Annotated in this window: 20 protein-coding genes and 4 pseudogenes; 8 read left to right on the forward strand and 16 right to left on the reverse strand. The window is 59.1% G+C overall.

Annotated elements, in window-relative coordinates:
- The first annotated feature begins 107 nt into the window (after nt 1-107).
- On the forward strand, nt 108-296 hold the full coding sequence (locus PSQ19_RS19975) for a glycosyl hydrolase-related protein (protein WP_407649168.1): 189 nt from the start codon (nt 108-110) through the stop codon (nt 294-296).
- A gap of 17 nt (nt 297-313) precedes the next feature.
- Here PSQ19_RS19975 and PSQ19_RS19980 read toward each other — a convergent pair whose 3' ends face one another.
- Both PSQ19_RS19980 and PSQ19_RS15395 read right to left on the reverse strand, forming a co-directional pair.
- Nucleotides 314-1,126 (reverse strand): hypothetical protein, encoded by an 813-nt coding sequence (locus tag PSQ19_RS19980; RefSeq protein ID WP_407649008.1) that lies wholly within the window; start codon nt 1,124-1,126, stop codon nt 314-316.
- Nucleotides 1,127-1,545: 419 nt separating this feature from the next.
- A complete protein-coding gene (locus PSQ19_RS15395; RefSeq protein WP_282218452.1) occupies nt 1,546-2,019 on the reverse strand; it encodes a MarR family winged helix-turn-helix transcriptional regulator in 474 nt (157 codons plus the stop codon).
- 66 nt (nt 2,020-2,085) lie between these two features.
- Here PSQ19_RS15395 and PSQ19_RS15400 point away from each other — a divergent pair, with 66 nt between their 5' ends.
- Nucleotides 2,086-2,835: a hypothetical protein gene (locus tag PSQ19_RS15400; protein WP_282218453.1), complete on the forward strand. Its 750-nt coding sequence runs from the start codon at nt 2,086-2,088 to the stop codon at nt 2,833-2,835.
- A gap of 30 nt (nt 2,836-2,865) precedes the next feature.
- Here the strand turns inward: PSQ19_RS15400 and PSQ19_RS15405 are convergent, their stop codons facing one another.
- The 3 genes from PSQ19_RS15405 to PSQ19_RS15415 are packed head-to-tail and all read right to left on the reverse strand — an operon-like array spanning nt 2,866 to nt 5,696.
- Nucleotides 2,866-4,167: a TRAP transporter large permease gene (locus tag PSQ19_RS15405; protein WP_282218454.1), complete on the reverse strand. Its 1,302-nt coding sequence runs from the start codon at nt 4,165-4,167 to the stop codon at nt 2,866-2,868.
- A 14-nt stretch (nt 4,168-4,181) separates the two neighbouring features.
- Nucleotides 4,182-4,685: a TRAP transporter small permease gene (locus PSQ19_RS15410; protein WP_282218455.1), complete on the reverse strand. Its 504-nt coding sequence runs from the start codon at nt 4,683-4,685 to the stop codon at nt 4,182-4,184.
- A gap of 6 nt (nt 4,686-4,691) precedes the next feature.
- Nucleotides 4,692-5,696 (reverse strand): sialic acid TRAP transporter substrate-binding protein SiaP, encoded by a 1,005-nt coding sequence (locus tag PSQ19_RS15415; RefSeq protein WP_282218456.1) that lies wholly within the window; start codon nt 5,694-5,696, stop codon nt 4,692-4,694.
- 192 nt (nt 5,697-5,888) lie between these two features.
- Here PSQ19_RS15415 and PSQ19_RS15420 point away from each other — a divergent pair, with 192 nt between their 5' ends.
- From PSQ19_RS15420 to PSQ19_RS15435, 4 genes and pseudogenes are all read left to right on the forward strand, one after another.
- Nucleotides 5,889-6,803 (forward strand): dihydrodipicolinate synthase family protein, encoded by a 915-nt coding sequence (locus tag PSQ19_RS15420; protein WP_282218457.1) that lies wholly within the window; start codon nt 5,889-5,891, stop codon nt 6,801-6,803.
- Between the two features lie 37 nt (nt 6,804-6,840).
- Nucleotides 6,841-7,530, forward strand: a complete 690-nt coding sequence (locus PSQ19_RS15425; protein ID WP_282218458.1) for a GntR family transcriptional regulator — start codon at nt 6,841-6,843, stop codon at nt 7,528-7,530.
- A gap of 51 nt (nt 7,531-7,581) precedes the next feature.
- The gene (locus PSQ19_RS15430) at nt 7,582-9,987 is read left to right on the forward strand and encodes a glycoside hydrolase family 38 N-terminal domain-containing protein (RefSeq protein ID WP_282218459.1); all 2,406 of its coding nucleotides are present in this window, start codon (nt 7,582-7,584) and stop codon (nt 9,985-9,987) included.
- A 176-nt stretch (nt 9,988-10,163) separates the two neighbouring features.
- A pseudogene (locus tag PSQ19_RS15435) lies at nt 10,164-10,580 on the forward strand (transglycosylase SLT domain-containing protein); the annotation flags it as partial.
- On the opposite strand, the gene PSQ19_RS15440 reads toward PSQ19_RS15435, so the two are convergent.
- The 5 genes from PSQ19_RS15440 to PSQ19_RS15460 are packed head-to-tail and all read right to left on the reverse strand — an operon-like array spanning nt 10,577 to nt 12,215.
- Nucleotides 10,577-10,750 (reverse strand): zinc-binding dehydrogenase, encoded by a 174-nt coding sequence (locus PSQ19_RS15440; RefSeq protein WP_407649169.1) that lies wholly within the window; start codon nt 10,748-10,750, stop codon nt 10,577-10,579. The pseudogene PSQ19_RS15435 and the gene PSQ19_RS15440 overlap by 4 nt on opposite strands.
- Nucleotides 10,746-11,204, reverse strand: a complete 459-nt coding sequence (locus tag PSQ19_RS15445; RefSeq protein ID WP_282218461.1) for an NAD(P)-dependent alcohol dehydrogenase — start codon at nt 11,202-11,204, stop codon at nt 10,746-10,748. Before PSQ19_RS15445 ends, PSQ19_RS15440 begins: the two co-directional genes overlap by 5 nt.
- Nucleotides 11,150-11,563: an alcohol dehydrogenase catalytic domain-containing protein gene (locus PSQ19_RS15450; protein WP_282218462.1), complete on the reverse strand. Its 414-nt coding sequence runs from the start codon at nt 11,561-11,563 to the stop codon at nt 11,150-11,152. The genes PSQ19_RS15445 and PSQ19_RS15450 overlap by 55 nt, the downstream gene beginning before the upstream one ends.
- Nucleotides 11,560-11,793: a helix-turn-helix transcriptional regulator gene (locus PSQ19_RS15455; RefSeq protein ID WP_282218463.1), complete on the reverse strand. Its 234-nt coding sequence runs from the start codon at nt 11,791-11,793 to the stop codon at nt 11,560-11,562. The genes PSQ19_RS15450 and PSQ19_RS15455 overlap by 4 nt, the downstream gene beginning before the upstream one ends.
- Nucleotides 11,787-12,215: a hypothetical protein gene (locus PSQ19_RS15460; RefSeq protein ID WP_282218464.1), complete on the reverse strand. Its 429-nt coding sequence runs from the start codon at nt 12,213-12,215 to the stop codon at nt 11,787-11,789. The genes PSQ19_RS15455 and PSQ19_RS15460 overlap by 7 nt, the downstream gene beginning before the upstream one ends.
- A 156-nt stretch (nt 12,216-12,371) precedes the next feature.
- Here PSQ19_RS15460 and polA point away from each other — a divergent pair.
- Nucleotides 12,372-15,264: pseudogene (gene polA, locus PSQ19_RS15465) on the forward strand (DNA polymerase I).
- A gap of 270 nt (nt 15,265-15,534) precedes the next feature.
- Here the strand turns inward: polA and PSQ19_RS15470 are convergent.
- From PSQ19_RS15470 to PSQ19_RS15495, 6 genes and pseudogenes are all read right to left on the reverse strand, one after another.
- Complete coding sequence (locus PSQ19_RS15470) at nt 15,535-15,834, reverse strand: GIY-YIG nuclease family protein (protein ID WP_282218465.1); 300 nt, start codon at nt 15,832-15,834, stop codon at nt 15,535-15,537.
- A 635-nt stretch (nt 15,835-16,469) separates the two neighbouring features.
- The gene (locus PSQ19_RS15475; protein ID WP_407649009.1) at nt 16,470-17,228 is read right to left on the reverse strand and encodes an ABC transporter ATP-binding protein; all 759 of its coding nucleotides are present in this window, start codon (nt 17,226-17,228) and stop codon (nt 16,470-16,472) included.
- Nucleotides 17,228-18,015 (reverse strand): annotated as a pseudogene (locus PSQ19_RS15480) (ABC transporter ATP-binding protein). The gene PSQ19_RS15475 and the pseudogene PSQ19_RS15480 overlap by 1 nt, the downstream one beginning before the upstream one ends.
- Before the next feature lie 4 nt (nt 18,016-18,019).
- Nucleotides 18,020-19,151, reverse strand: a pseudogene (locus PSQ19_RS15485) (branched-chain amino acid ABC transporter permease).
- Between the two features lie 33 nt (nt 19,152-19,184).
- Nucleotides 19,185-20,213 (reverse strand): branched-chain amino acid ABC transporter permease, encoded by a 1,029-nt coding sequence (locus PSQ19_RS15490; RefSeq protein WP_282218466.1) that lies wholly within the window; start codon nt 20,211-20,213, stop codon nt 19,185-19,187.
- 72 nt (nt 20,214-20,285) lie between these two features.
- Nucleotides 20,286-21,638 carry a substrate-binding protein gene (locus PSQ19_RS15495; RefSeq protein ID WP_282218467.1) on the reverse strand — a complete coding sequence of 451 codons (1,353 nt, stop codon included), beginning with the start codon at nt 21,636-21,638 and terminating at the stop codon, nt 20,286-20,288.
- A 175-nt stretch (nt 21,639-21,813) separates the two neighbouring features.
- On the opposite strand from PSQ19_RS15495, the gene PSQ19_RS15500 reads away from it, so the two are divergent.
- A complete protein-coding gene (locus PSQ19_RS15500) occupies nt 21,814-23,424 on the forward strand; it encodes a helix-turn-helix domain-containing protein (protein ID WP_282218468.1) in 1,611 nt (536 codons plus the stop codon).
- Nucleotides 23,425-23,427 lie beyond the last annotated feature (3 nt).

The raw sequence follows: 23,427 nt of genomic DNA on the forward strand, positions 1-23,427 counted from the left end.
GCGACATTGCCCCGACCGGCAAAACCTCGGACAGTTTTTTTGCCGTCGATCTCAAATCCCCGGTGCTGGTCACCACCAAGCCGGGCGAGGACAATGGTTGGGTCGCCATGCGGTTGCAAAACCTGTCGTCAAAACCAGCGTCGCCAACCCTGACTTTTGCACAGCGACCGGCAGGCGCGCGCGCCGCCGATCCGCTCGAGCATCCAGGCGATCCTCTGCCGCTCGATGGCAAGGCACTGAGCGTGACGCTAAAACCACGCGAAATCCGCACCATCCTGGTGCGGTTTGCTTCCTGACGATCAGCCTGCGGCGGTCAAACCACTGCCGCAGGCTCCACCGCGATGCGATAGCGGGTAACAAACCGCTCGCCCGCCTTGAACTGGCGCACCGTCGGCGTGCCGCGCCGCGCAATGGGATTGTCCGCCGCAGAAATTTGCGGTCCGAGATCAAAGGCGCCGCAGATCGGCTCCAGCCCTAAGCCCAGATGGCGTCCGTTCCATGGTGCCGCCTGACGACCGCGATTGCTGATCCACATCAGCGCGCTGGGGAAATGGCTTTGGTCCCAGCCAAGGCGCACCCGGTAGCCCTCTGCACTGTTCCATAGTGCCGCCTGTCCGGGTACGTCGAACAATTGCAGAAGTTCTTCGGTGTTCCGGTCCAGCGGCAAGCGGCCGGCGTCGATCTTGCCACCGGCGCGCAACGGCACCTCGTTCCAACGGGGCAGCATTTGTCCGGTGGCAAATATCGAGGAATCATCGACATCAATCGGGTAGGTTGCTCCGGCAATATTATCGCCAAACTCGACACGCATGGCGCCTGGCGCCTCGGGCAGCCGAAAGCAGGGATGCAACCCGATGGGCAATGCGCAGTCGGCGCGAACATTGATCCCCAGTTCAAAATCGACGGCTGCGCCGTTGGCGTCGGGGCGAACGATCCGATCCAGCGAGGCGATGGGGTGGGTGTCGGGATAGGTGATCGAGAGGGTAATTTGGTCTGGCTCGCCCTTGGCGAATACCCAGTCGTGATTGGCACCAAATCCATGCGCCGACACATCAACCCGACCGGCGACACTGGAGCCGGGCCAACCATCATGGGCGGGGCGATCCTCATCCGAACCAAACGGCACGCACGGCCATTCCCCCGCAAGCGGCGCAATATCCCGGGCAATTGCTCATGGCCCGCCTCATTGGCCCATGGTGCAATCTGGAAGGGCGCGATCTGGCGGCCATCTGGCAGTACAAACAAAGTTGCCCCCAACATACCGCCCAGGCTTTGCACGCTCACAACGCCATGATCCCAGGCCAGCGCCTGCACTTGGTTGCTCATTGCCGGTTCACCTCGTTGCAAATAATTTGGGGATCAGTCCGAGCCGCTGCCTTAGCATGATTTGGGACCGGGGGCGACGTTGGCCAACAGCTGCCGCCCATGTCTCAACCATGGTTTAATCAGGTTTCAGCCGGAACATGCTCGTGGCAGATCATTTGGCTATCTTGGGGCGTCAGCGGGACCTGCAGCAAGGCGCAACGCGCCTTGTCGCCAACCGGGCTATAATAGCGGCAGGCTCTTGCACACGCCGAATGCCCGGCCCTGATTCTCGGCCAGAGATAGTTTGAGCAACCGGGTCAGCAATTGCGCCAGCGCGTCACGCGCGTCGCGGCTTAGCCCCTCAAGTCCCGCTTCCATCAGGCTCGGTGCCGCGGTGGCCTCTTGCCCACTCGCCGTCAGCCCATAGGAGATCGAGCGCTTGTCACTTTCAGATCGTTGCTCCTCGACATGGCCCTTGCGTTCCAGCGCCTTGAGCGTTTGCGACATGGTGCCTCGGGTGGTGCCCAGATAATCGGCCACATGGGAGGGTGAGCGCGAAAACCGATTGGCATGGGCCAGATAGGTCAGCGCCGCCAACTGTGTGGGATTGAGATCGTCGACCCAGCCTTGCGCAGCATCGAGGCGCGACAGGCGATTGATCAGGGTGCGCAGATAATGGGACTGGTTCATGCGCAATATATAGCGAGTCGACATTATCATTGCAATAATAGCGACTCGCTACTATAAGGGAGTCCTCGATGATGAACCCGGAGAACCGCGATGAGATCCATTCTAATTGTGCCGACCAGCCTGCTGCTGATGGCGGGCGCTGCAACCGCCGATGAAAACCATGCGGTCAACCAGGAGGGCGCGGTCATTTCGTCCGCCGACACTGCCAAGGTTGCCGCTTTTGACATTCTGGCCGCCCACGCCCATCGCGACGGTCGCCGCGTGACGTTCCATATGACAACAAATGGCACCGCTGGATCGGAAACGCCCACCCCGGTTGGCGATCTGGCAGGCGCACCGGTTCTGTCCTATGTGTGGCCAACCTCGCTTGATCCGTCCAGCGTCGGCTTTGAGGGCGAGACCGGCATATTGGCTCTGGCCGCGACCAGCCATCCCGATTTTGACGATACCCCATTGTTTGACGAGGATGGCGATGGCGACCCGGCCAATGACGGCACCAAATGGCATAGTCATTGGGTGGTACTGACGCCAACGCCCGCGTGCGGGGAAGGGGCTCTTGGCGTTCGCGACATCGAAGAGGGTACAACGCCACGGATGCCAGCGACGTGGCCCGGCCTGCCGATATTCATCGACAGCCCCGGATTTACCCCGCTATTCGACGGCCCCGAGATCACCGTCAATGTGGCCTTTGCCGACCAGAGCATCCTCGCCGATGCTGCCTATGACGGGGTCACCGCCGCCCTGCAGGTCAATGCCAACATTCACGCGCCGCTATTGTGCGTTACTGATGTGTTCGACATTGCCTCGGGCGATCTGAGCCTGCCGGGCAAGCTCAACTGAGCCAGCCTGTGTCGCCAGACAGGCGGGTACTTACCCCAATAGCCCCGCATAGCGCGGCAGCCACAGGCTGAGATCTGGCCAATAGGTGATGACCATCAACAGGGCAATCAAGACCCCGACAAACAGCCAGATCTCCCGGATCATCTCGCCCAATGGTATGCCGTTCAACGCCTTGATGATGAACAGCAATATGCCATAGGGCGGGGTGATCAGCCCGATCATCATGTTAAACACCACCACGATGCCGAAATGGTGCAGATCAATGCCCAGCGCCGCTGCCGTTGGGATAAACAGCGGCGTAATCACCAGCATGATGGTGGAGACGTCCAGAAAACAGCCCAGCACCAGATAGAGAATGTTGATGACGAGGAAAAACATCGCCGCATTCATCTCGAACTGGTCAAAGAACAGGAACACTTCCTGCGGGATGCGCTCGATCGTCACCACATAATTGAAGATGAAAGCACCGCACAAAACCAGCGTGACCACGGCGGTGGTCTTGACCGTCGACACCACGACATCCCAGAACTGGCGCAGGCTCAGCGCCCGATAGGCAAAGATGGCGAGTAACAGCGCATAAAACGCCGATACCGCCGCCGCTTCGGTGGGCGTAAAGGCACCCGAATAGATCCCGCCCAGCAGGATGATTGGCATCATCAGCGGCGGCAGCGCCTGCAGGATGATCATTGGAAAAGCACGGAAAGGAATGGCCTCTTCGACCGGGAAGCCGCGTAGTTTGGCCATGATCATGACCACAATGCCGAGCACCACAACGATCAGCAGCGCCGGCACGATACCGCCCAGAAACAGCGCGCCGACCGAGGTTGAGGAGATCAGCGCGTAAAACACCATCGGAATTGAGGGCGGGAAAATCGGCCCGACCACCGAAGACGTCGCCGTGATCGCGCCGGCAAAGCCGCGCGGATAACGATTGTCCTTGATCATCATGTTGGTCAAAACCTTGCCAACGCCTGCCACATCCGACACGGCGCTGCCGCTCATGCCCGAAAAGATCAGGCTGGTCAGAATATTGACCTGCGCCAGCCCGCCCGGCAACCGTCCGACCATGGCCAGCGCGAACTTGAGCAATCGGTCCGAAATCTGCCCGGCATTCATCACATTGGCGGCGAAGATGAAAAGCGGCACCGCCAAGGCAACGAAATTGCCGAAGACGCCATTGAGCACCTGTTCGGCGGCCAGCCCGACATCGCGCCCGGCCAGCAGCAGGTAAAAGATCGAGGAAACGATCATGGCGATGCCCATGGGCATGCCAGCCACTGTTGAGGCAATGAGCAGGATCAGCATCACCGGCAGTGCGAGAGCCACTAACATTCAAACACTCCGGATCAGATCTGGTCGCGCCAGTTCGGCCGCAACAGATTATAGATGCGCCAGACGCCCTGAATGGCAAAGGCGACGATGAACAATAGATAGCACCCATAAATCCAGGTCATCTGGAAGCGCAACACATTGGATTTCTTGCGCATCAGGAACTGCAGATAGTCGAGGGTATAGGGCACGAGAATGACAAAGGCGACGACCAGCAGCACCATGGTGCAGAGCGAAAAAATTCGCCTTACATGTTCAGGCGCCAGATCATAGACCACGTCAAAAGTGACGTGCTCGCGCACCGGCACCATAAAGGCGGCAGCCCAGAAGACGGTCCAGATGAAGGCGATCATCGTGGCTTCTTCGGTCCACGCCAGCGGCTGGTTGAGCACATAGCGGAAGAATATCTGCACGATAAAACCGCTAAAGGCGGTCATGAACAACAGGACGCCGACAGCGTCGGCGCCCCGTTTCAGCCAGAGCAGGCCCGTATGGACCCTATGGGCGGTAGCAGGCGACATTCAGTGTCAGTCAGCCAGGGCGTTGATACGATCAACCCAGCCTTCAGGCCACTGCTTGGCGCGGTCCGAGGTCAGGTAAAACTCCTGCACATGGCTGCGGAACGCAGCAACGTCAGGGGTCGTGACCTTAAGACCCTTTTCTTCAAAGAATTTGACCAGCCGCGCTTCTTCGGCATAGCGCTTTTCATTGTTGAAATCGCAGGCCACGTGCGCCGCTTCAACCATATGAGCCTGCTGGGTCTCATCGAGTTGATCCCAGGTCTGGTTATTGACGGCCATCGGCAGCCCGTCGACCAGGTGGTCAGTCAGAACGATCTGCTGGGTGACTTCATAGAATTTGGCCGCATCAACAGTTGGCAGGGGATTGTCCTGCGCGTCGATCGTGCCGGTCTGCAGGCCTAGATAAACTTCCGAGAATGGCAATGGTGTCGGGTTTGCACCAAGCGCCTCGCCGAGGAACAGCCACGCGTCAGAACCGGGCATGCGCAGTTTGATGCCATCGAGATCAGCCGGCGTCTGCACATCACGCTCGCGGCGCAGGTTCAATTCACGCGTGCCGAGATAGCACACGTCGAGCAGTTGGATGCCCATCTCGTCCGACACCGTCTGCTTGAATTCGGCACCAAGATCGGAATCCATCACCTTGCGATAATGGTCAGCGTTCTGGAAAAGGTAGCCGGCGGTAAACAGGCCGAATTTTGGAATGGCGTCGGCAATCAGCTGGAACGACACATAGGCCATTTCCGCATTGCCGCGCTGCAACGCATCAAGATCGCCATTCTGCGAGAACAGCGAGCCGGAATCATAAAGCTGGATATCGAACAGATTGGGTTCGAGTTCGTTCAGCTTGTCGGCAAACACCTTCATCGCCTGGGTGTGCAGATCGGTTGGCACGGAAACGGTGGTGAATTTCAGCTCGATCGGATCCTGTGCCTGAGCCGCGCCGATTGCCATGGCGGCAAAGGACACAGCTGAAAGTGCGACAAGCGCACTGCGCATTAGAGTTTTCATATTCCTCCCTTTCCGGGGTTATTCGTCTGCCCTGCCCAGAGTGATCGAGGTTTGGAGCGACCGGGCCGAGACAGGCTCAATTTGACAAACGGACTTTGCAACATCATTGGACTGATGTAAACACTGATGTGATAGTTGATTGCATAACTGATTGTATCAGTTTTATAACATATTGAAATCTCGGAGGAAAATGTGCCAAATTCCGATCTGTGCGGTGTTATAAGCGCCGTAACGACCCCGGTTACCAAGAGTTTTGACATCGATGCGGCACGTCTGGCGCGCCATTGCGAGCGGTTGTTGAGCACCGGTTGCAGTTTTGTTTCGACCTTTGGCACCACCGGGGAGGGCGCCTCACTCTCGAGCCAGCACAAGGTCGCAGCGCTGGAGCAACTCAAGGCCGAGGGCGCTGACCTCGCGCGCCACATTCCCTCGGTCATGACCCCGAGCGCCGACGAGGCTGGTCGGATGATCGCCGCCGCCGCCGCTTTGGGCTGTCGCGGTGTGCTGGTGCTGCCACCTTTTTATTACGATGCGCCAACCGACGAGGGCATCGTTGCCTTCATCGATGATGCCATGACCCGCGCGGGCCGCCCCGACATCGACATCCTGCTCTACAACATCCCGCGCTTTAGCCGTATCACCTATACCCCTGAACTGATCGACAAACTGATCGCCAAATTCGGCGCTGCCATTGTCGGGCTCAAGGACTCAACCGGGGTTGCCGCCAACGCCGTCATGCTGGCGGAACGCTATCCAAACCTCTCGATCTTTACCGGCGACGACCGGGTCATGCCCGGTCTGGTTACGGCGGGCGGTGCCGGTATGATCGGGGGCATGCCCAATGTGTTTTGCGCCGATCTCGCCAAAATCTACGCCGCTCCAACGTCCCCCGAAACCGCAACGCTGCGCGAGTATGCCGCCCAGCGCATTGGCACCGTTGACAGCAATGGCGGCATGCTGGCGCTCAAGGCGGCGCTGGCGGCGATCTATGATGACGCAGCGTGGCTGCGGGCGGTCCCACCATTGCAGGGGTTGAACAGTGCACAAGCCACCGCCGTGCTTGCAGCCTTCGCCAAAACCGGATTTGTGCCCGGTAACGCCGCCTGAACTATTGGGCGAAACGATCTGAAACGGGAGTTGTCATATGGCCCATGCCAATCCGGGCGACACCAGCGGCGGCGCACGCCGCTCGTTCACCTCGGTCAAAAAGCTGGCCTATGACAAGTTCCAGCAGGCCCTGCTCGACGGCAATTTGCGTCCCGGCCAGGTGCTGTCGCAAAAGGATCTGGTGGTCCTGCTGAACCTGTCGATTGGCGCCCTGCGCGAATTGCTGCCCCGGCTGGAAGCCGAGGGGCTATTGCATGTCATGCCCCAGCGCGGCATCCAGATTACCGTCATTGACCTGCCCATGATCCGCGACGCCTTCCAGATGCGCATGGCGCTGGAGCGTGAGGTTGTGCTGGCGGCGGTCAAATCCATGCCCGACGAGATATTGTTGGAGCAGCGCCGCCTGCACACCGACATCATCGAACGGCTCGGTGCCAATCCCAGCGCGCAATTGCTGGCCGAGGGGCAGGACGTCGATACAAACTTCCACGATGTTCTGGTCACCGCCACCGACAATGAATTGCTGATCCAGGCCTACAATGCCAATTCGATCCGCATCCGGCTGATCAAGCTGGACCGCATCAAGTTGAGCGAAACCACGTTGCCCGCCGCCTTTGGCGATCATCTGGCGGTGATCGACGCCATCCTGTCGCGCGACCGCCTGCGCGCCGCCGAAGCGATCGAAGCCCATATTCGCAACGCCCGCGAACGGGCCATGGCGCTTTAGCCAGCGTTCCCGTTCAATTGATAATCCGCGACCATCTACGAGACCGCGCCCATGAATACGCCGCCATCACACAACGCGCCAACCCTGCATCTGATCGGCAACGCCCATCTTGACCCGGTGTGGTTGTGGCGCTGGCAGGAAGGGTGCGCCGAAGCCATTGGCACCTGCTGGGCCGCCATTGATCGGCTCGATGAAGGCGAAGGCTTCATTTTCACCAAGGGCGAGGCCCACATATATGATTGGATCGAACGGCTCGAACCAACGCTTTTTGCACGCATCAGGCACTACATTGCGCAAGGCCGCTGGGTCGTCGTCAATGGTTGGTGGATACAGCCCGATTGCAACGTGCCTTCCGGCGAAAGCGTCATTCGTCAGGCGCTTTATGGCAAACGCTATTTCGCCCAGAAATTCGGCGTCGAGGTCCCCACCGGCTACAATGTCGATAGTTTTGGCCATCCCGGCACCTTCCCGATGCTGCTTCAGCACACCGGCTCCACCAGCTACACTTTCATGCGCCCCGGCCCGCACGAAATGGACCTGCCCGCCGAATTGTTCACCTGGGCGTCACCGGATGGATCAGTTGTAACCGCCTTTCGCATTCAGGGGGCCTACAACACCTCCAAGCGCGAACTGCCGCTGCCCGAAAAGATCGACCGGCATCAGCAAAAGATCGCCGAAAGCGGTCATGCCTTCATGTGTTTTTATGGCGTTGGCAATCATGGCGGCGCCCCGACAATCGAAAATATTACCGAGATCGAGGCGCGGCTGGCAAAGGGCGAGAACCTCAAATTCTCCGATCCCGAGAGCCTTTTCAACGGGGTCGATAAGACCGATCTGCCACGGGTCGAGGGCGAATTGCAGTTTCACGCCATCGGCTGCTATGCCGTCGCTTCTGCACTGAAAACCCTCAATCGAAAGGCCGAAAGCCTGCTCGAACAGGCCGAAGCTGGCGCCACCATTGTGCATCGCCAGTTGGGGCTGCCCTATCCGCGCCAGCAATTTGAAACCCTGTGGCGCAAATTGCTGTTCAATCAGTTCCACGACACGCTTGGCGGCACCAGCCTTGAAAGTGCCTGCCTCGATTCAGAGCGCGACCTCAGTATGGTAATCGTCGGCGCCGAGGATCTGCTCAACGATGCGGTGCGTCAGCTTGACCGCACCATCGCCCGCCCGCTGGACCCGACGGACGCAACGTTCGTTGTGATGAATTTCAACGGTACCTCCGCCAATGGATTGGTCGAGGCCGAGCCATGGGTCGACAAGGACAACGTGTCGCGTCGGGTGCTCCTGGATGAAGCGGGCCATTCGATCCCGTTCCAATATATCGATCCTCATGGCAAGACCACCGGGCTGCAACGGATCGGCTTTAACCTCGATGTCCCCGCCTATGGCTATCGCGTCTTGCGTTTTGCTGTTGATGCGGCGCGTGGCATCACGGCCCCCGGCGTCGGGTTCGGCGCGCCCAGCGATGCGCTCAATTTTGCCACGGCAGGGTATGCCCTGACCATCGATCCCGAAACCGGTGCCATTGCCAGCCTCACCAACAGGCTGACCGGGATTGAACTGCTTGCCGGTGCTGGACATCAGGCCATTGTGGTTGAGGACAATAGCGACACCTGGAGCCATGGCACGGATCGCTTTGGCTTTGTCGGCGTACCGATGCAACTGATCTCGACCAGCACCATTGACGCGGGCCCGGTCCGCACCACCATCAAGCTGGTCAGTGCGCACGGTTCTTCGAGCATGACCACGATGATCGTGCTGCCCGAGGATGGTAATTTGCCGGTTGAACTGCGGGTTCATCTCGATTGGCACGAACGTCGCCATCTGCTGCGTCTTGCCTATCCGCTGGGGGCCGAGCGTTTTGAATATGAAGTGGCGGGCGGTTGGGACGCGCGCCCCGACAATGGGCGCGAAGTGCCGGGCCAGCGCTGGGTCCGCGCTACAACGCCGACCCATGTTGTCGGGCTGGTCAATGACGCCAAATATTCTTATGCCGCGCTCGACGGCACGCTTTTCATCACCGCTGTCCGCTCCCCGGTCTTTGCCCACCATGACCCGATTGCCCTCGAGCCGGGCGCGCATTATCGCTATATGGATCAAGGCGAACAGACCTTTACTCTGCACCTGTTCGGCGCACCTGCGCTAACACGCAAACAGGTTGCAACCGCTGCCGATGCACTCAACAAGCCGGTGGTCACCACGCCGCATGTCTCGCGCGATGGCACCGCGCCCCATGCTGGCCAGTGGCTTGATATTACCACAGACACCAGCGCCATCGGCACACTCAAGATGGCCGAGGATGGCGACGATGCGATCATCCGCGCCGTCGAGCTTGATGGGATTGCCGACGCCATCAGTCATGCTGGGTCGAGCCTGCCGATCCCGGCGCGCGGCATCATATCGGCCCGATTGGGCGCAAATGGACTGACGCTTTCGGACGGGCTGGAACGCTAAGCCGTAACTTTGCCACGAAGCTGCCCCTTTTCGGGCCTATTGGCGCAAATGGTGCCGTATGGGGTCGGCCCTTGGTGGAGCGTGTGATTTTGGCAGTTTGGCAACAAAAAGCAGTTCTGGTGGGCGCCGCGCTGTTGACGGCAGCACTTTTGGCAGGCTGTTCGAGCACCAAGACAGCCAGCGCTGGCGCTTCACCCAAAGCCGTGGCCGCGCTCTCGGCCTTTGCCCCACCGCCCGGCGCTCCCGCCGAACTTGATCATTTGATCCTCAAATATGCCGACGAATATCAGGTGCCCGAGCGCCTGATCCGCCGGGTCATTGTGCGCGAAAGCAATTACAATCCCGGCGCCCGCAATGGTCCCTATTGGGGGCTGATGCAGATCCGGCACGATACCGCCCAGGGCATGGGCTATTCGGGCACCGCCACCGGCCTGCTCAACGCCGACAACAATCTGCGCTATGCAGTCAAATACCTGCGCGGCGCCTATATCACGGCTGACGGCAACGAGGATCAGGCAGTGCGTTTTTATGCGCGTGGCTATTATTATGACGCCAAGCGCAAGGGCCTGCTCAAGGAAACCGGCTTGCGCTAGGCCGCAATGGCCAGTTTCGGAACCATTGACACAACCACATTGCCCCGCTTGCGCTTGCTGTCGACCCGGCGATGCGCCTCAACGATCTGATCGAACCGATATTCGTGGTCGATGACCGCCACATAGTCACCCGCCGCCGCCATGTCGCGCAGTGCTTCGATATCTTCAATTGTTTCGGGATAGGCTCCCGGCGATCAGGCGCTGTTTTGAATTGAACTTTGCCTTGAAGCCCGCACCCATATCGCCTTTTCGGGCGATGGCGGCCATGAACACCCCTTCCGGCGTCAACGCTTTGCGGCCTTCTGCAAAGGAGACTGATCCCACCGTATCAAAGATGATGTCGTAGCGTTCGCTTCCCTTGGTAAAGTCCTCGCTATTATAGTCAATCACCTCATCGGCGCCGAGACGGCTCACCAGATCCGCATTGGCGGCGCTGCACACGGCAGTAACGTGGGCACCGGCAATGTGTGCCAGCTGCACCGCCGCCGACCCCACCGCGCCAGACGCGCCAATCACCAAAACCTTGTGTCCGGCTGCCAATTTGCCCTGACGCCAGAAACAGCGGGCGGTCAGTCCGCCAAACGGGATCGCCGCCGCTTCTTCAAACCGCATCCCCTCTGGCATGTGGGTGATCGCCTTTTTTCGGGCACGCATTTATATTCGGCGTGACTGCCAAAGCCGTGACTGCCAAAAACCGCGTCGCCCACTTTGAACCGGGTGACCCCCGCACCGAGCGCCGCAACGGTTCCGGCAAAATCATATCCAAGAACCGGCTTGCGCGGCTTGGTGATGCCAAAGATCAGGCGACCGATCAGCCGATAGGGCTTGGGAATGTCAAAGGCGCGCAACCGCGCATCGCCGCTGCTGACGGTTGCCGCGTGGATCTTGACCAGCACCTCACCCGCCTTGGGTTCGGGGCGCTCCATGTCCACGATCTCGATGACTTCGGGGGCACCATATTTGTGATGAACTGCGGCTTTCATAAAATTTCTCCTGCGTCTTCTGGATATTGAAAAACATCTTCAAGCGGCACCGCAAAGATGCGAGCGATCTGGAAGGCCATTTCGAGGGTGGGCGAATAGCGCCCCTGCTCGATGGCGATGATGGTCTGGCGCGTCACGCCAACCCGGCGGGCCAGTTCGGCCTGGGTCATTTCGTCGGCGTTAAAGCGCAAGGTGCGAATTTCGTTGGTCAGCCTTGTGGGTTTCACCATGGATGAAATCCCCGATACATGGCGATTTTGGCAATAGTGCTCAGGATTCCCGAGAGCACAAAGCAGAGATAGACCGCATTGGCGATCCAGAACTGGTCGATGTCGAGCATGGCCAGGATCATCGCCGACAGCGCCCCGATAACCACGAACGATTGCCCGATATATTCACCGGCCCGATAGATTTCGCGGTCGCGCTGATCCTTGGTGTTGGCGTCCTGGGGCGAAATCACCGCTGCCAGAATATGCAGAATGATCGAGGCAATGATGGCCCCACCAATGGTCCAGAGCATGCTGGCGACATAGGGCGCTTCAGCCAGACCACCTGCGCTCGGCACCGCTGGCAGCAGCAGCCCCAGATAGACGGCATAGCCCACGACCGAGACAACCCCCATGATCCAGGTGCTTTTTTCTTCCCACGACATTTCCGGCTCCGATGTAAAGTTTGTTTGACAACGCCGATGTAAGGCAAAGCCAACATCATGTCAATAATATTTTACATCGACTATTTCAGCCCCACAAATAGGCAACGCCGCGCGCATGCACTAAACTGGCCCCACTACCCACGGGGATTCGCCTTCATGCATTTGCTGCTCGTCGATGGTTCGACCTATATTTTCCGCGCCTACCACGCGTTGCCGCCGCTGACGCGCAAGTCGGACGGGCTGCCTGTGGGCTGCGTTTCGGGCTTTTGCAACATGCTGTTCAAGCTGACCGAAGATATGAAGGGCGATGATGCGCCCACCCATATGGCGGTGATCTTTGATCATAAGGGCAAGACCTTCCGCGACGATCTTTTTCCCGCCTATAAGGCGCAGCGCCCGCCGGCGCCGGAGGATCTGGTGCCCCAGTTTCCCCTGACGCGGGCGGCCACCAAGGCGTTTTCGATTGCCTGCATCGAGCAGGAAGGCTGGGAGGCCGACGACATCATCGCCACCTATGCCTGTCAGATGAAAGCGGCGGGCGGCAAGGTCACCATCGTCTCGACCGACAAGGACCTGATGCAACTGGTCGAACCCGATGGCTCGATAAAAATGCTCGATACCCTCAAGAACCGCTGGATCGGGGTGGATGAGGTCATCGAAAAATTCGGCGTCGGCCCCGACAAGGTGATCGAGGTGCAATCGCTGGCCGGCGACAGTGTCGACAATGTTCCGGGGGTTCCCGGCATTGGCTACAAGACCGCCGCCGAACTGATCACCACCTATGGCGATCTCGAAAATCTTTTGGCTCATGCCCATGAGATCAAGCAGAACAAGCGCCGCGAGAAACTGATCGAGAACGCCGAAAATGCCCGCATTTCCAAGCGCCTGGTGACGCTCGAGCAACAAGTGCCGGTCGAATTGCCCCTTGATGCCTTGCTGCGCGAGCCGATCAGCGGCGCCAAGCTGGTGCCGTTCCTCAAGGCGATGGAATTCAACACCATCATCAAGCGCATTGCCGGGCTCGAGGATTTTGATCCCGACGCCTTTGAGGCCGATCCCGAACTGCGCGCTGGCGGGCTTGAGGGCATAAAATCCACCTCGCTATCGGTCGCCAAGGCCAAGCTTGCCGATTCCAATACGCCCGGCGGTAGCGCCGCGCTCCATGCCCGGCAGGTGCATGAAAAAATCAAGGCCATCCCCGTCGATTATGACGCTTATGAAACCATTACCGAGATGGATCAATTGGCCCGTTGGGTCGAAATGATCGTGGCCAAGGGCCATGTCGCGGTCGATACCGAAACCTCGGGCCTCGACAATCAGGCCGCCGATCTGGTCGGCATTTCGCTGTCCACTGAACCCGGCAATGGCGCCTATATTCCGCTTGGCCACTCCAATGGGGCCGCCAGCCTGCTTGACCAAGGTGGGTTGATGGAAGGCCAATTGCCCATTCGCGACGTGCTGGCGGTTCTCAAGCCAGTGCTCGAAAATCCGGGCGTCCTCAAGATTGGCCAAAATCTCAAATTCGATATGGGCGTGCTGTTCCGCTTCGGCATTACGCTGGCGCCCATTGATGACACTATGCTGATTTCCTATGCGCTCGATGGCGCCCGCTATAATGGCATGGATGTGTTGGCCGACGCCTGGCTTGATCACAAAACCATCGCCTTTGCCGAGCTGGCAGGGACGGGCAAGGCGCAAAAAACCTTCGACCAGGCTCGAAATCGCGCCCGCCGCCCGCTATGCCGCCGAAGACGCCGATATTACCCTGCGCCTCTGGCATGTGCTCAAACCGCGTCTGGTCGCCGAAAGCGCCACAACGCTTTATGAAACGCTGGAACGTCCGCTGGCCCCGGTTCTGGCACGCATGGAAGCACGCGGCATTTCGGTGGATCGCTCGATCCTGTCGCACCTGTCGGGCGATTTCGCCCAGCGCGCCGCCGCTTTTGAGGCCGAGGCGCACGAATTGGCTGGCGAAAGTTTCAATCTTGGTTCCCCCAAGCAATTGGGCGAAATCCTCTTTGAAAAAATGGGCCTTGAAGGCGGCACCAAAACCAAGACCGGCGCTTGGGCGACCGGCGCGGGCCTGTTGGAAGGGCTGGCCCTCAAGGGCGTGCCGCTGGCCCGCACCATTGTTGATTGGCGCCAACTGACCAAACTCAAGGGCACCTATACCGATGCCCTGCCCACCTATATCAATGCGCGCACCAGGCGCGTCCATACCTCCTATTCACAGGCCTCGGTTCTGACCGGGCGCCTCTCCTCCAACGATCCGAACCTGCAAAATATTCCGGTGCGTACTGCCGATGGCCGCAAAATCCGCACTGCCTTTGTCGCCGCTCCCGGCAAGCTACTTGTCTCCGCCGATTATTCCCAGATCGAATTGCGCGTGCTCGCCCATATCGCCGATATCGGTGCCTTGAAAACCGCCTTTGAAGAAGGGCTGGATATTCACGCCATGACCGCGTCAGAAATGTTCAACGTGCCGGTAAAGGACATGCCGTCCGATATTCGCCGCAGCGCCAAGGCGGTCAATTTCGGCATTATTTATGGCATTTCCGCCTTTGGCCTGGCCAATCAATTGGGCATCGGCCGCGCCGAGGCCGGCGATTATATCAAAACCTATTTTGATCGTTTTCCCGGCATCAAGGATTATATGGAAGAGCAGCGCCGCCGCGTCAAAGCCGAGGGCTTTGTCACCACCATTTTCGGTCGCAAGATCCAGTTCCCCAACGCCAATTCCAAAAACCCCGCCGAACGCAGCTTTGTCGAACGCGCCTCGATCAACGCCCCCATTCAGGGTTCTGCCGCCGATATCATCCGCCGCGCCATGATTCGCATGGAGCCAGCGCTAAAAGCGCAAAACATCGAAGCCGACATGCTGTTGCAGGTCCATGACGAACTGATCTTCGAAATCCCCACCGGCACCGAAGAATTGGCGATCCCCGCCATCAAACACATCATGGAATCCGCCACCGAACCCGCCGTCCGCCTCTCCGTCCCCATCGCCGTGGATGCGCATGCAGCAGGGAATTGGGATGAGGCGCACTGATCGATGTGCCAAAGGCAAAATCGCTCCGGTGGAGCGATTTTAGTTGATCAAGCCCGAAGCGCTATGCGCGCAGGGCGGGGCAGTGTCCGCATTATCCACTTCTACATCCCCACCCACCGGCTGTCACCCCGGGCTTGACCCAGGGCCCATCGTGAGATTTCCCCACACCGCCTGTCGACCCGCGATCCCCTCTTCTCACAATGGATCCCCGCTTTCGCGGGGATGACACGCGGTGTTATCGGCTGAATTGCCCTGCGAACATTAGTCCCTCTAACCCTGTCCTGTAATCTCCCACCACAAATCGCGCCAATCGGGATTGTTCTCCTCGATTAATTCGACCTTCCAGTCACGCCGCCATTTCTTGATACGTTTTTCGCGCAGGATGGCTTGCTCGATGTCCTCATGCACTTCAAACCAGACAAGCTTTTTCAGGCCATGCCGTTTGGCAAATCCCGCCGACAGCGCTTCGCGATGCTCATGGGTGCGACGGACCAAGTCGTTGGTAACGCCGACATAAACCGTGCCGGTATGGTGACTGGCCATCATGTAAACGAAGTACGTATTGCCCATTCCTCGATGCAATCACGCGCCACCGATTCTGTCACCACGCGTTACACACCCCCTCACCGACTGTCACCCCGGGCTTGACCCGGGGCCCATCGTGAAGTTTTTCCGCCCGCCAGATCGCCTATCGACCCACTATCCCGTGTTCTCACAATGGATCCCCGCCTTCGCGGGGATGACATTCAGAGTTCGGCATGGCCCCGGCGAAAATGCCTCCGCTATGGCGTCAGCATCAAAAACAAAACCAAAAAAGATATCCCCGCCCCCTTAGCACTCCCCCATAATTCATCCCAGCCTTGCGCCAGAGCGCGATCATGACGAGTGATGAGTGCGGGGTGGTCGGGGGTCCGAAGTCGTTTGGGCCCAGGTTCTATTTTGGTGCCCTGTTATCTTCCCTCGCCGGGATAACGTTGAGCGCTGCAGCGCCAAGACAGGTGCAGCGACAACGCGGGATCATGGCCGTTACCCGCCAAGCGCCTCTATGGAATAAAAAATCCGGCCGCTGGGGCGAGACCTGGTCTCACTCAAAAAAATGCGGAAGACCCGCGACGAGACAAGATCTCGCCCTGGCCGCTCAACGCGGCAAAAATTTGGGGATCAACCGGCGGCCGAGCTTTTGGCCAACCGGGGCTTTGGCGCGGCTAGATGGCCAGATATTGCTGGCGCAGTTCGGCGTTGTCGAGCACCTCGTTGGCGGTGCCGGTAAAGGCCACTTCGCCGGTATCGAGTATGACCGCCCGGTCGGCCAGTCGGAGTGCGGCGACGGCGTTTTGTTCAACAATGATCGTGGTAATCCCCAGCGCCTTGATCTCGTTCACGATGGTCTCGATTTCGTGCACGATCACCGGGGCCAGTCCCTCATAAGGCTCGTCGAGCAACAGCAGCTTGATATTGCGCATCAGCGCCCGGGCAATTGCCAGCATCTGCTGTTCGCCCCCTGAAAGCGTCGTGCCCTCCTGCCGGCGCCGTTCGGCCAGCCGCGGAAAATGGCTCAATACCCGGTCAAGGTCCCAGCCGGTGCCCGGCGCCACCTGTGCCAGTGTCAGATTTTCCTCAACCGTCAGCCCCTGAATAATCCGCCGATCCTCGGGCACCAGCTGAATACCGGCCCGCGCCGCCTCAAAGGATTTCATCGCATGAACCGGCTGCCCATCCAGCCAGATGTCACCGCGCTGCAACGCCGGATTCTCAAGCCGGGCAATCGTGCGCAGCGTCGAGGTCTTGCCGGCCCCGTTGCGCCCCAGCAGTGCCAGCACTTCCCCGTGCCGCACATCAAAACTCACCCCCTGCACCACATAGCTTTCGCCATAAAATGCGTGAATATCGCGGCAGATGAAAAACGGCTGTTCCGCACTCTGCCCTGTCGGCGCGGCGGGATTATCCATGGCCAGCGTGCTCATCAGTGCGCCTCCTCTGGCTCGTAGGAGCCGCCGAGATAGGCCTCTTGCACCTTTGGGTCGCCCCGCACCGCGTCGGGCTGCCCTTCGGCAATTATCCGCCCCCCGCCAGAACTGATATTCTGTCGGCAAGCGAGAACACCACATGCATGTCGTGTTCGATAATCACCTTGGTCATGCCACTGGCTTTGATCTTTTGAAGGAGGGCGATGGTTGTATTGGTATCGTGGCGCGACATGCCCGCGGTTGGTTCATCCAAAAGCAATAGTTTTGGGTGCTGGATCAGGCACATGGCCAGTTCCATTCGCCGTTTATCGCCCCGGCTCAGTGATCCGGCATGGGACTGGCGGCGCTCGAACAGGCCGACATTGTTCAAAATGTCTTCCGCCTCGTCGCGGATGGTTTTTTCAGCGTCCAGCGGCATGAAAATATTGGCCCTGAACGCGCCATCGCGTTTTGCAAACGCCGGCGCCATCACATTTTGCAACACCGACAGTTCGGGGAAAATTTCAGGTGTCTGAAATACCCGGACCACCCCCATCTGGTTGATCTCATGGGGTTTTTTGCCGGTCAGAACCTTCCCGTCAAAAACCACGGCCCCGCGCGATGGCGCCAGCCGCCCGATGATCACGTTCAAAAGCGTCGATTTGCCGGCCCCGTTCGGCCCGATAATGGCGTGGGTCTTGCCCTCTTCGATCTGTAGATCAATGTCGGCCAGCGCATGCAGGCCACCAAAATTCTTGTGCACATCGGCCACGTGCAAAACGATGTTGGCATCGGACTGGCTCATGGCGTTACTCCGCCGCCTGCGGGCGCGAAACAGTGCCCTGTTGCGGGGTCGGGCCACTGCCGAACAGGCCGCGAATACGCCGAACCCCTTCCATGATCCCGCCGGGCAGGAACACGACGACAAGCACGAACAGCAGGCCTAGGGTCAATTGCCAGCCTTCGCCAACAAATTTGGAGCCTGATCGCCACTACCACTTCGCGCAGTCCATCGGGCACGAAGCCAAAGAAATGGTGGAGCGCCGAATCATTGAAGGCCGAGAAAATATTCTCGAAATATTTGATCAGCCACGCCCCGATTACCGGTCCGATCAGCGTGCCGACGCCGCCCAGAATGGTCATCAGCACCACTTCACCCGAGGCCGTCCACTGCATCCGCTCCGCCCCCGCCAGCGGATCGGTTATGGCCAGCAGTGACCCGGCAAGGCCGGCATACATGCCCGAAATCACAAACGCCGTCATGGCGTAGGAGCGGGTATTGAACCCGGCATAATTCATCCGCGTCTGGTTCGATTTAATCGCTCGCAGCATCATCCCGAATGGCGATGAAAAGATCTTCTGGGCGATAAAAAAGGCGATCAGCAGCACCACGGCGCAAAAATAGAACGCTTCCAGCCCCGAAAATGTGTGCCCAAAAAGACTGGCGCTCGGCAGGCCCGGCGCCCGGGGAGCAAAGGCCAGGTCGAGCACCCGCGGATCACGCAGATTCAGTTGCAGCGAGGTTTCTCCGTTGGTGATCGGGGTCAGCACCGAATAGGCCAGATTGTAGCTCATCTGCGCAAAGGCCAGCGTCAGGATGGAAAAATAAATACCGGTGCGCCGCAGGCTCAAATAGCCAATTGCCAGCGCAAATATCCCCGACAGTATGACGGCAAATATAATGGCGGGAATGACATCCATGCTCAACAGCTTGAATGACCATACCGCAGTATAGGAACCCACTCCCAAAAAGGCGGCGTGGCCAAAGCTGAGATAGCCGGTCAGGCCAAAAAGGATATTAAAGCCCAGGGCGAAGATCGCGTAGATGGCAAATTTTTGCATCAGGCCGGGATAGGCCGCGCCCAACGGGCTGAGCCACATAGGCATGGCCAGGACCACCAGCGTGAAAATCACCAGAGTGATCAGATCGCGGCGGGACATGGCAAAGAGCGTTTTGGCAGTCATTGTCATGGCCTAGCTCTCCATCACGCCGCGCCGCCCAAACAGCCCGCGTGGTCGCACGAGCAACACGATAACGGCAGTCAGATAGACAATGATCTGGTCAATGCCCGGCAGGATCGACTTGATCTCGGTCATCGAGGCAAAACTCTGCAAAATACCGAGCAAAAAGCCCGCCGCCACCGCCCCCGGCAGCGACCCCATGCCGCCCACCACGACAACGACGAAACTGAGCACGAGAAAGTCCATCCCCAGATGATAATTCGGCGGCACCAAGGGCGTATACATCACCCCGGCCAACCCCGCGACCACCGCTGCCAGACCGAACATGATGGTAAATCGGCGCGCAATATTGATGCCGAGCAATCCCACGGTTTCGCGATCGGCCATACCTGCCCGCACCACCAACCCGAAGGTGGTAAAGCGCAAGAATGCAAACACGGCGCCAATGATGGCCGTGGCAAAAAGAAAATAGGTTAGCCGCCACCATGGATAAGTCAGGACATTGGGGCCCATCCCCAGCCACACACCCACATCCGCCGCCCCGCGCAATACTGATGGCATCGGCTGGGAAATCGGATTGGCGCCGAATATCGCCTTGACCAGTTCCTGCAACACAATGGCCAGGCCAAAGGTCACCAATATCTGCTCGGCGTGGCTGCGCTTGTAGAAATGCTTGATGATGCCGCGTTCCATGGCAATGCCGATAATGGCCATCACCGGAATGGCCAAAAGGATCGACAGTGGCACCGAATATTCGATCAGCACACCACCAAAATCGCCAAACCAGCTCTGGGCCAGTGGCGTTCGTATTTCGAGCGGTGCGCCCCAGGGCGACAGCTTTTCTGGATCAAGGGTTACTGTTTCCAGCGTGATCAACTGGCGAAAGGCCACCGCGCAAAAAGCGCCCAGCATGAACAGGGCGCCATGGGCGAAATTGACGACGCCCAGCGTGCCAAACACCAGCGTCAACCCCAAGGCAATCAGCGCATAGGCGCCGCCCTTGTCCAGACCATTCAAAAGTTGGGCGAGAATTGCGTTCATTCGTCCACCACCGCTGGAGTCACCGAAAATATGGGTTCCGGCCCGATCAAGGGCCGGAACCGGGTAACGCTGCTAGCACATGGCCGCAGTATCGGGACCGAGTTCGCCACCAAAAATGGCGGGGTCGTAGGTGACGCTTTCGCGCGAGGCCGTATCGACGTGCTCGAGCAGATCGAATGGGTTCGCCGGCGTTTCCTTGCCCTGCACCACCAGCACATCCTTGAAGCACTGATGGTCGGCGGCGCGATAAAGTGTCGGACCATTACCCAACCCATCGAACTCGAAGCCTTCAAGCTGCTTGATGACTTCGGGCGGATAGAAGGTTCCGGCGCGTTCGCAGGCATCGGCATAGAGCAGGGTCTGTACATAGGCCGTGTGCGCGGCCTGGCTCGGTGGCTGGCCGTATTTTGCACCAAAGGATTTGGTGAAGGCCTGCGAGCCTGCGTCTGGCAACTGCCAGTCCCAGTTGGACGTGCCGTAAATGCCCTTCATGGCAGCGCCGGCACCCTTGGCCATCAGATCGGACACCAGCGGTGTCACAATCTCGAACTGCTTGCCATTGACCATCTTGTCTTTGAGGCCGAACTGAACCGCCTGGGTCAGCGAATTGACCATGTCAAAGCCATAATGGTTGAGAATCAGGACGTCGGCGCCCGAATTCAACACCGGCGTGATGTACTGGCTGAAATCGCCTGCACCAACCGGGGTTCGGACCGGGGTAATTGTCTTCCAGCCGAGTTTTTCGGTGGAGGCAATCATCGATTCCTCGGTAGTCCAGCCCCAAGTATAATCGGCGGTCAGATGATAGGCGACACGATCATTGCCATAGGCCTTGGCCAACGAGGGCGCGATCGCCACACCGGTTTGATAGGCATTGAAGAAGTGGCGGAAACCGTAGCGCTTCTTGTCCTTGCCGGTCGTATCGTTGGAGTGGGTCAACGCCGCCATGAAGATGACGCCCATTTCCTGGCACAGGCCTTGTACGGCAATGGCGACGCCCGAGGACGAACCGCCCGAAATCATGACGGCGCCGTCGCGTTCAATCATGCGGCGGGCCGAGTCGCGCGCGGCGTCGGCCTTGGTCTGGGTATCACCGGTCACGAAGGCAACCTTTTTGCCCAAAACACCCTGGCCGGTCAAAACGCTCGGCGTGTAGGTCGGCAGCATGCCGCCATCGCCATCGCCGTTGAGATGTTCCACGGCCAATTCGAATGCGCGCTGTTCGTCGGCGCCTTCATCAGCATAAGGGCCGGTCAGCGGCACGTTGAACCCCAGGGTGACCGAGTCACCGGTGGGGGCATTGCAATATTCCTGGGCATAGGCACCACGGCTCAGCACAAGCGGCGCAACGCCGGTTGCCAGAATGCTGGCAAGCCCGGTCTTGACCACGGCGCGGCGATTAAACCCCTTCAGGGACTTCGTCATAAGCTCCTCCATTGTCGCGGGAGGTCGGTGCATTGCCGACGCATCTGCCGCCGGGGCAGTATTTGCGCCCTTTGTAATGTTTTCAATAGACAGCTGAAATCGCTGTAATATTTTGTAAATTATTGCACTTGATTTCACCAAAAACTGTTAATAGATTGACAAATCGGGAGAGAGAATGCGTGCACCCATAGGCATCAGGATCACCACGCGCCGCAAGGCAAAAGCCATTTCGCAGGCCGAATTGGCGCGTCGCGTCGAGATTTCTCCCAGCTATCTCAACCTGATCGAGCGCAACAAGCGCGACGTTGGCGGCGCTCTGCTGTTGCGCATTGCCGGTGCTCTTGATGTCGAAATCGACAGCTTGACCGGCGAGAGCGAACAGCGCCTCATGGCCGATGTCGAGGAAGCCTTCGCCGATCCGGCGCTGCAACAACTTGGCGGCACAGCGCCCGACAGCCGTCAGTTGGTGGCCGAACAGCCGGTCGCTGCCGAGGCCATTGCGCGCCTGCATCGCGCCTATGTCGAAGCGACAGCCAATGCTGACAATTATGCTGATCGCCTGCGCAGTGATCCCCTGTTCAGCCAGCTCCTGCACCAGATATTGTCCAGTATCACCGCTGTGCGCTCCAGCGCTGAAATTCTTGAGGACATGCCGGATCTGGGCGAGCATGAGCGAAAGCGGTTTCGCACCTCGATCGGTCGCGAGGCGCGAAGCCTTAGCGAAGTCGCCCATACTCTGATCGGTCATTTTGACCGCGAGGCGAGGACTAATCGGTCGTCATCGCCGGTGCGCGAACTCGATGATCTGATCTACCAGAGCGACAACCATTTTCCCACGCTCGAGGCAGCGGCAAGTGATCTTCGTGCCGACATCGATGAACGGGGGGCGTTTGGGGAGGCGGCTTTGCTCGATGTCCTCGCTCGCAAACACGGCGTCAGCGTTACCCGCAGTGCTGGCCGTAAAACTGATGCATTGGGATTTCCCGGCCAATATCACTTCAACGCCGAACAGCGGATCATGTGGTTTCAGACCAGTTCCATGGCGTCCACCCGACAGTTCCAGCTCACCCGCCTGCTGGTCGAACTGAGTGCAACAGATTTGATCGAAACCGAAATCGCCAACCCCATCCTGCATTCGCAAACGGCGCGACGCCTCGGCTATCGGGCGCTGACATCCTATCTGGCCGGAGCGGTTGTATTTCCCTATGAGCGGTTTCTGGCTGACGCCGAGGCCACCCATTACGACATTGAGGCCCTGCGCCAGATCTATACCGCCAGTTTTGAGCAGGTGGCCCATCGCCTCACCACATTGCGGCGCCCGGGTGCGGCCGGTGTGCCGTTCGGCTTTTTGCGGGCTGATCCAGCGGGCCGCCTGACCAAGCATTTCCCGCTGCCCGGCCTCTTGCTGCCAAACACCGGTCACGCTTGCCCTTTGTGGGCGATCTATGCAGCGTTCCGCGCCCCCGACCATGCCGTGCGCCAGATCGTTCGGTTCACCGATGGTTCGCGCTATCTGTTTCTGGCCAAAACCGCCGCCCGGCGCGCCGCCAGTTTTCGCGACCGCGCCATCCATACCTCGACCATGCTGGCCTGTGATGTGCTCCATGCCGACCGGACCGTCTATGCGGCGGGGCTTGACCTGGCGGACGAAGCCGCCGATCTGCCGGTTGGGCCGTCATGCCGACTCTGTACTCGGCGCGACTGCCCCGATCGGCAAGAGGAGACGCTGGCGCCCGGTGGCGGGCAGGCGGCCGTCCGCGCCCCGTTCCTACCGCGAAGCTTTTGACCG

The organism is Devosia algicola (assembly GCF_028816455.1).
GTDB lineage: Bacteria > Pseudomonadota > Alphaproteobacteria > Rhizobiales > Devosiaceae > Devosia > Devosia algicola.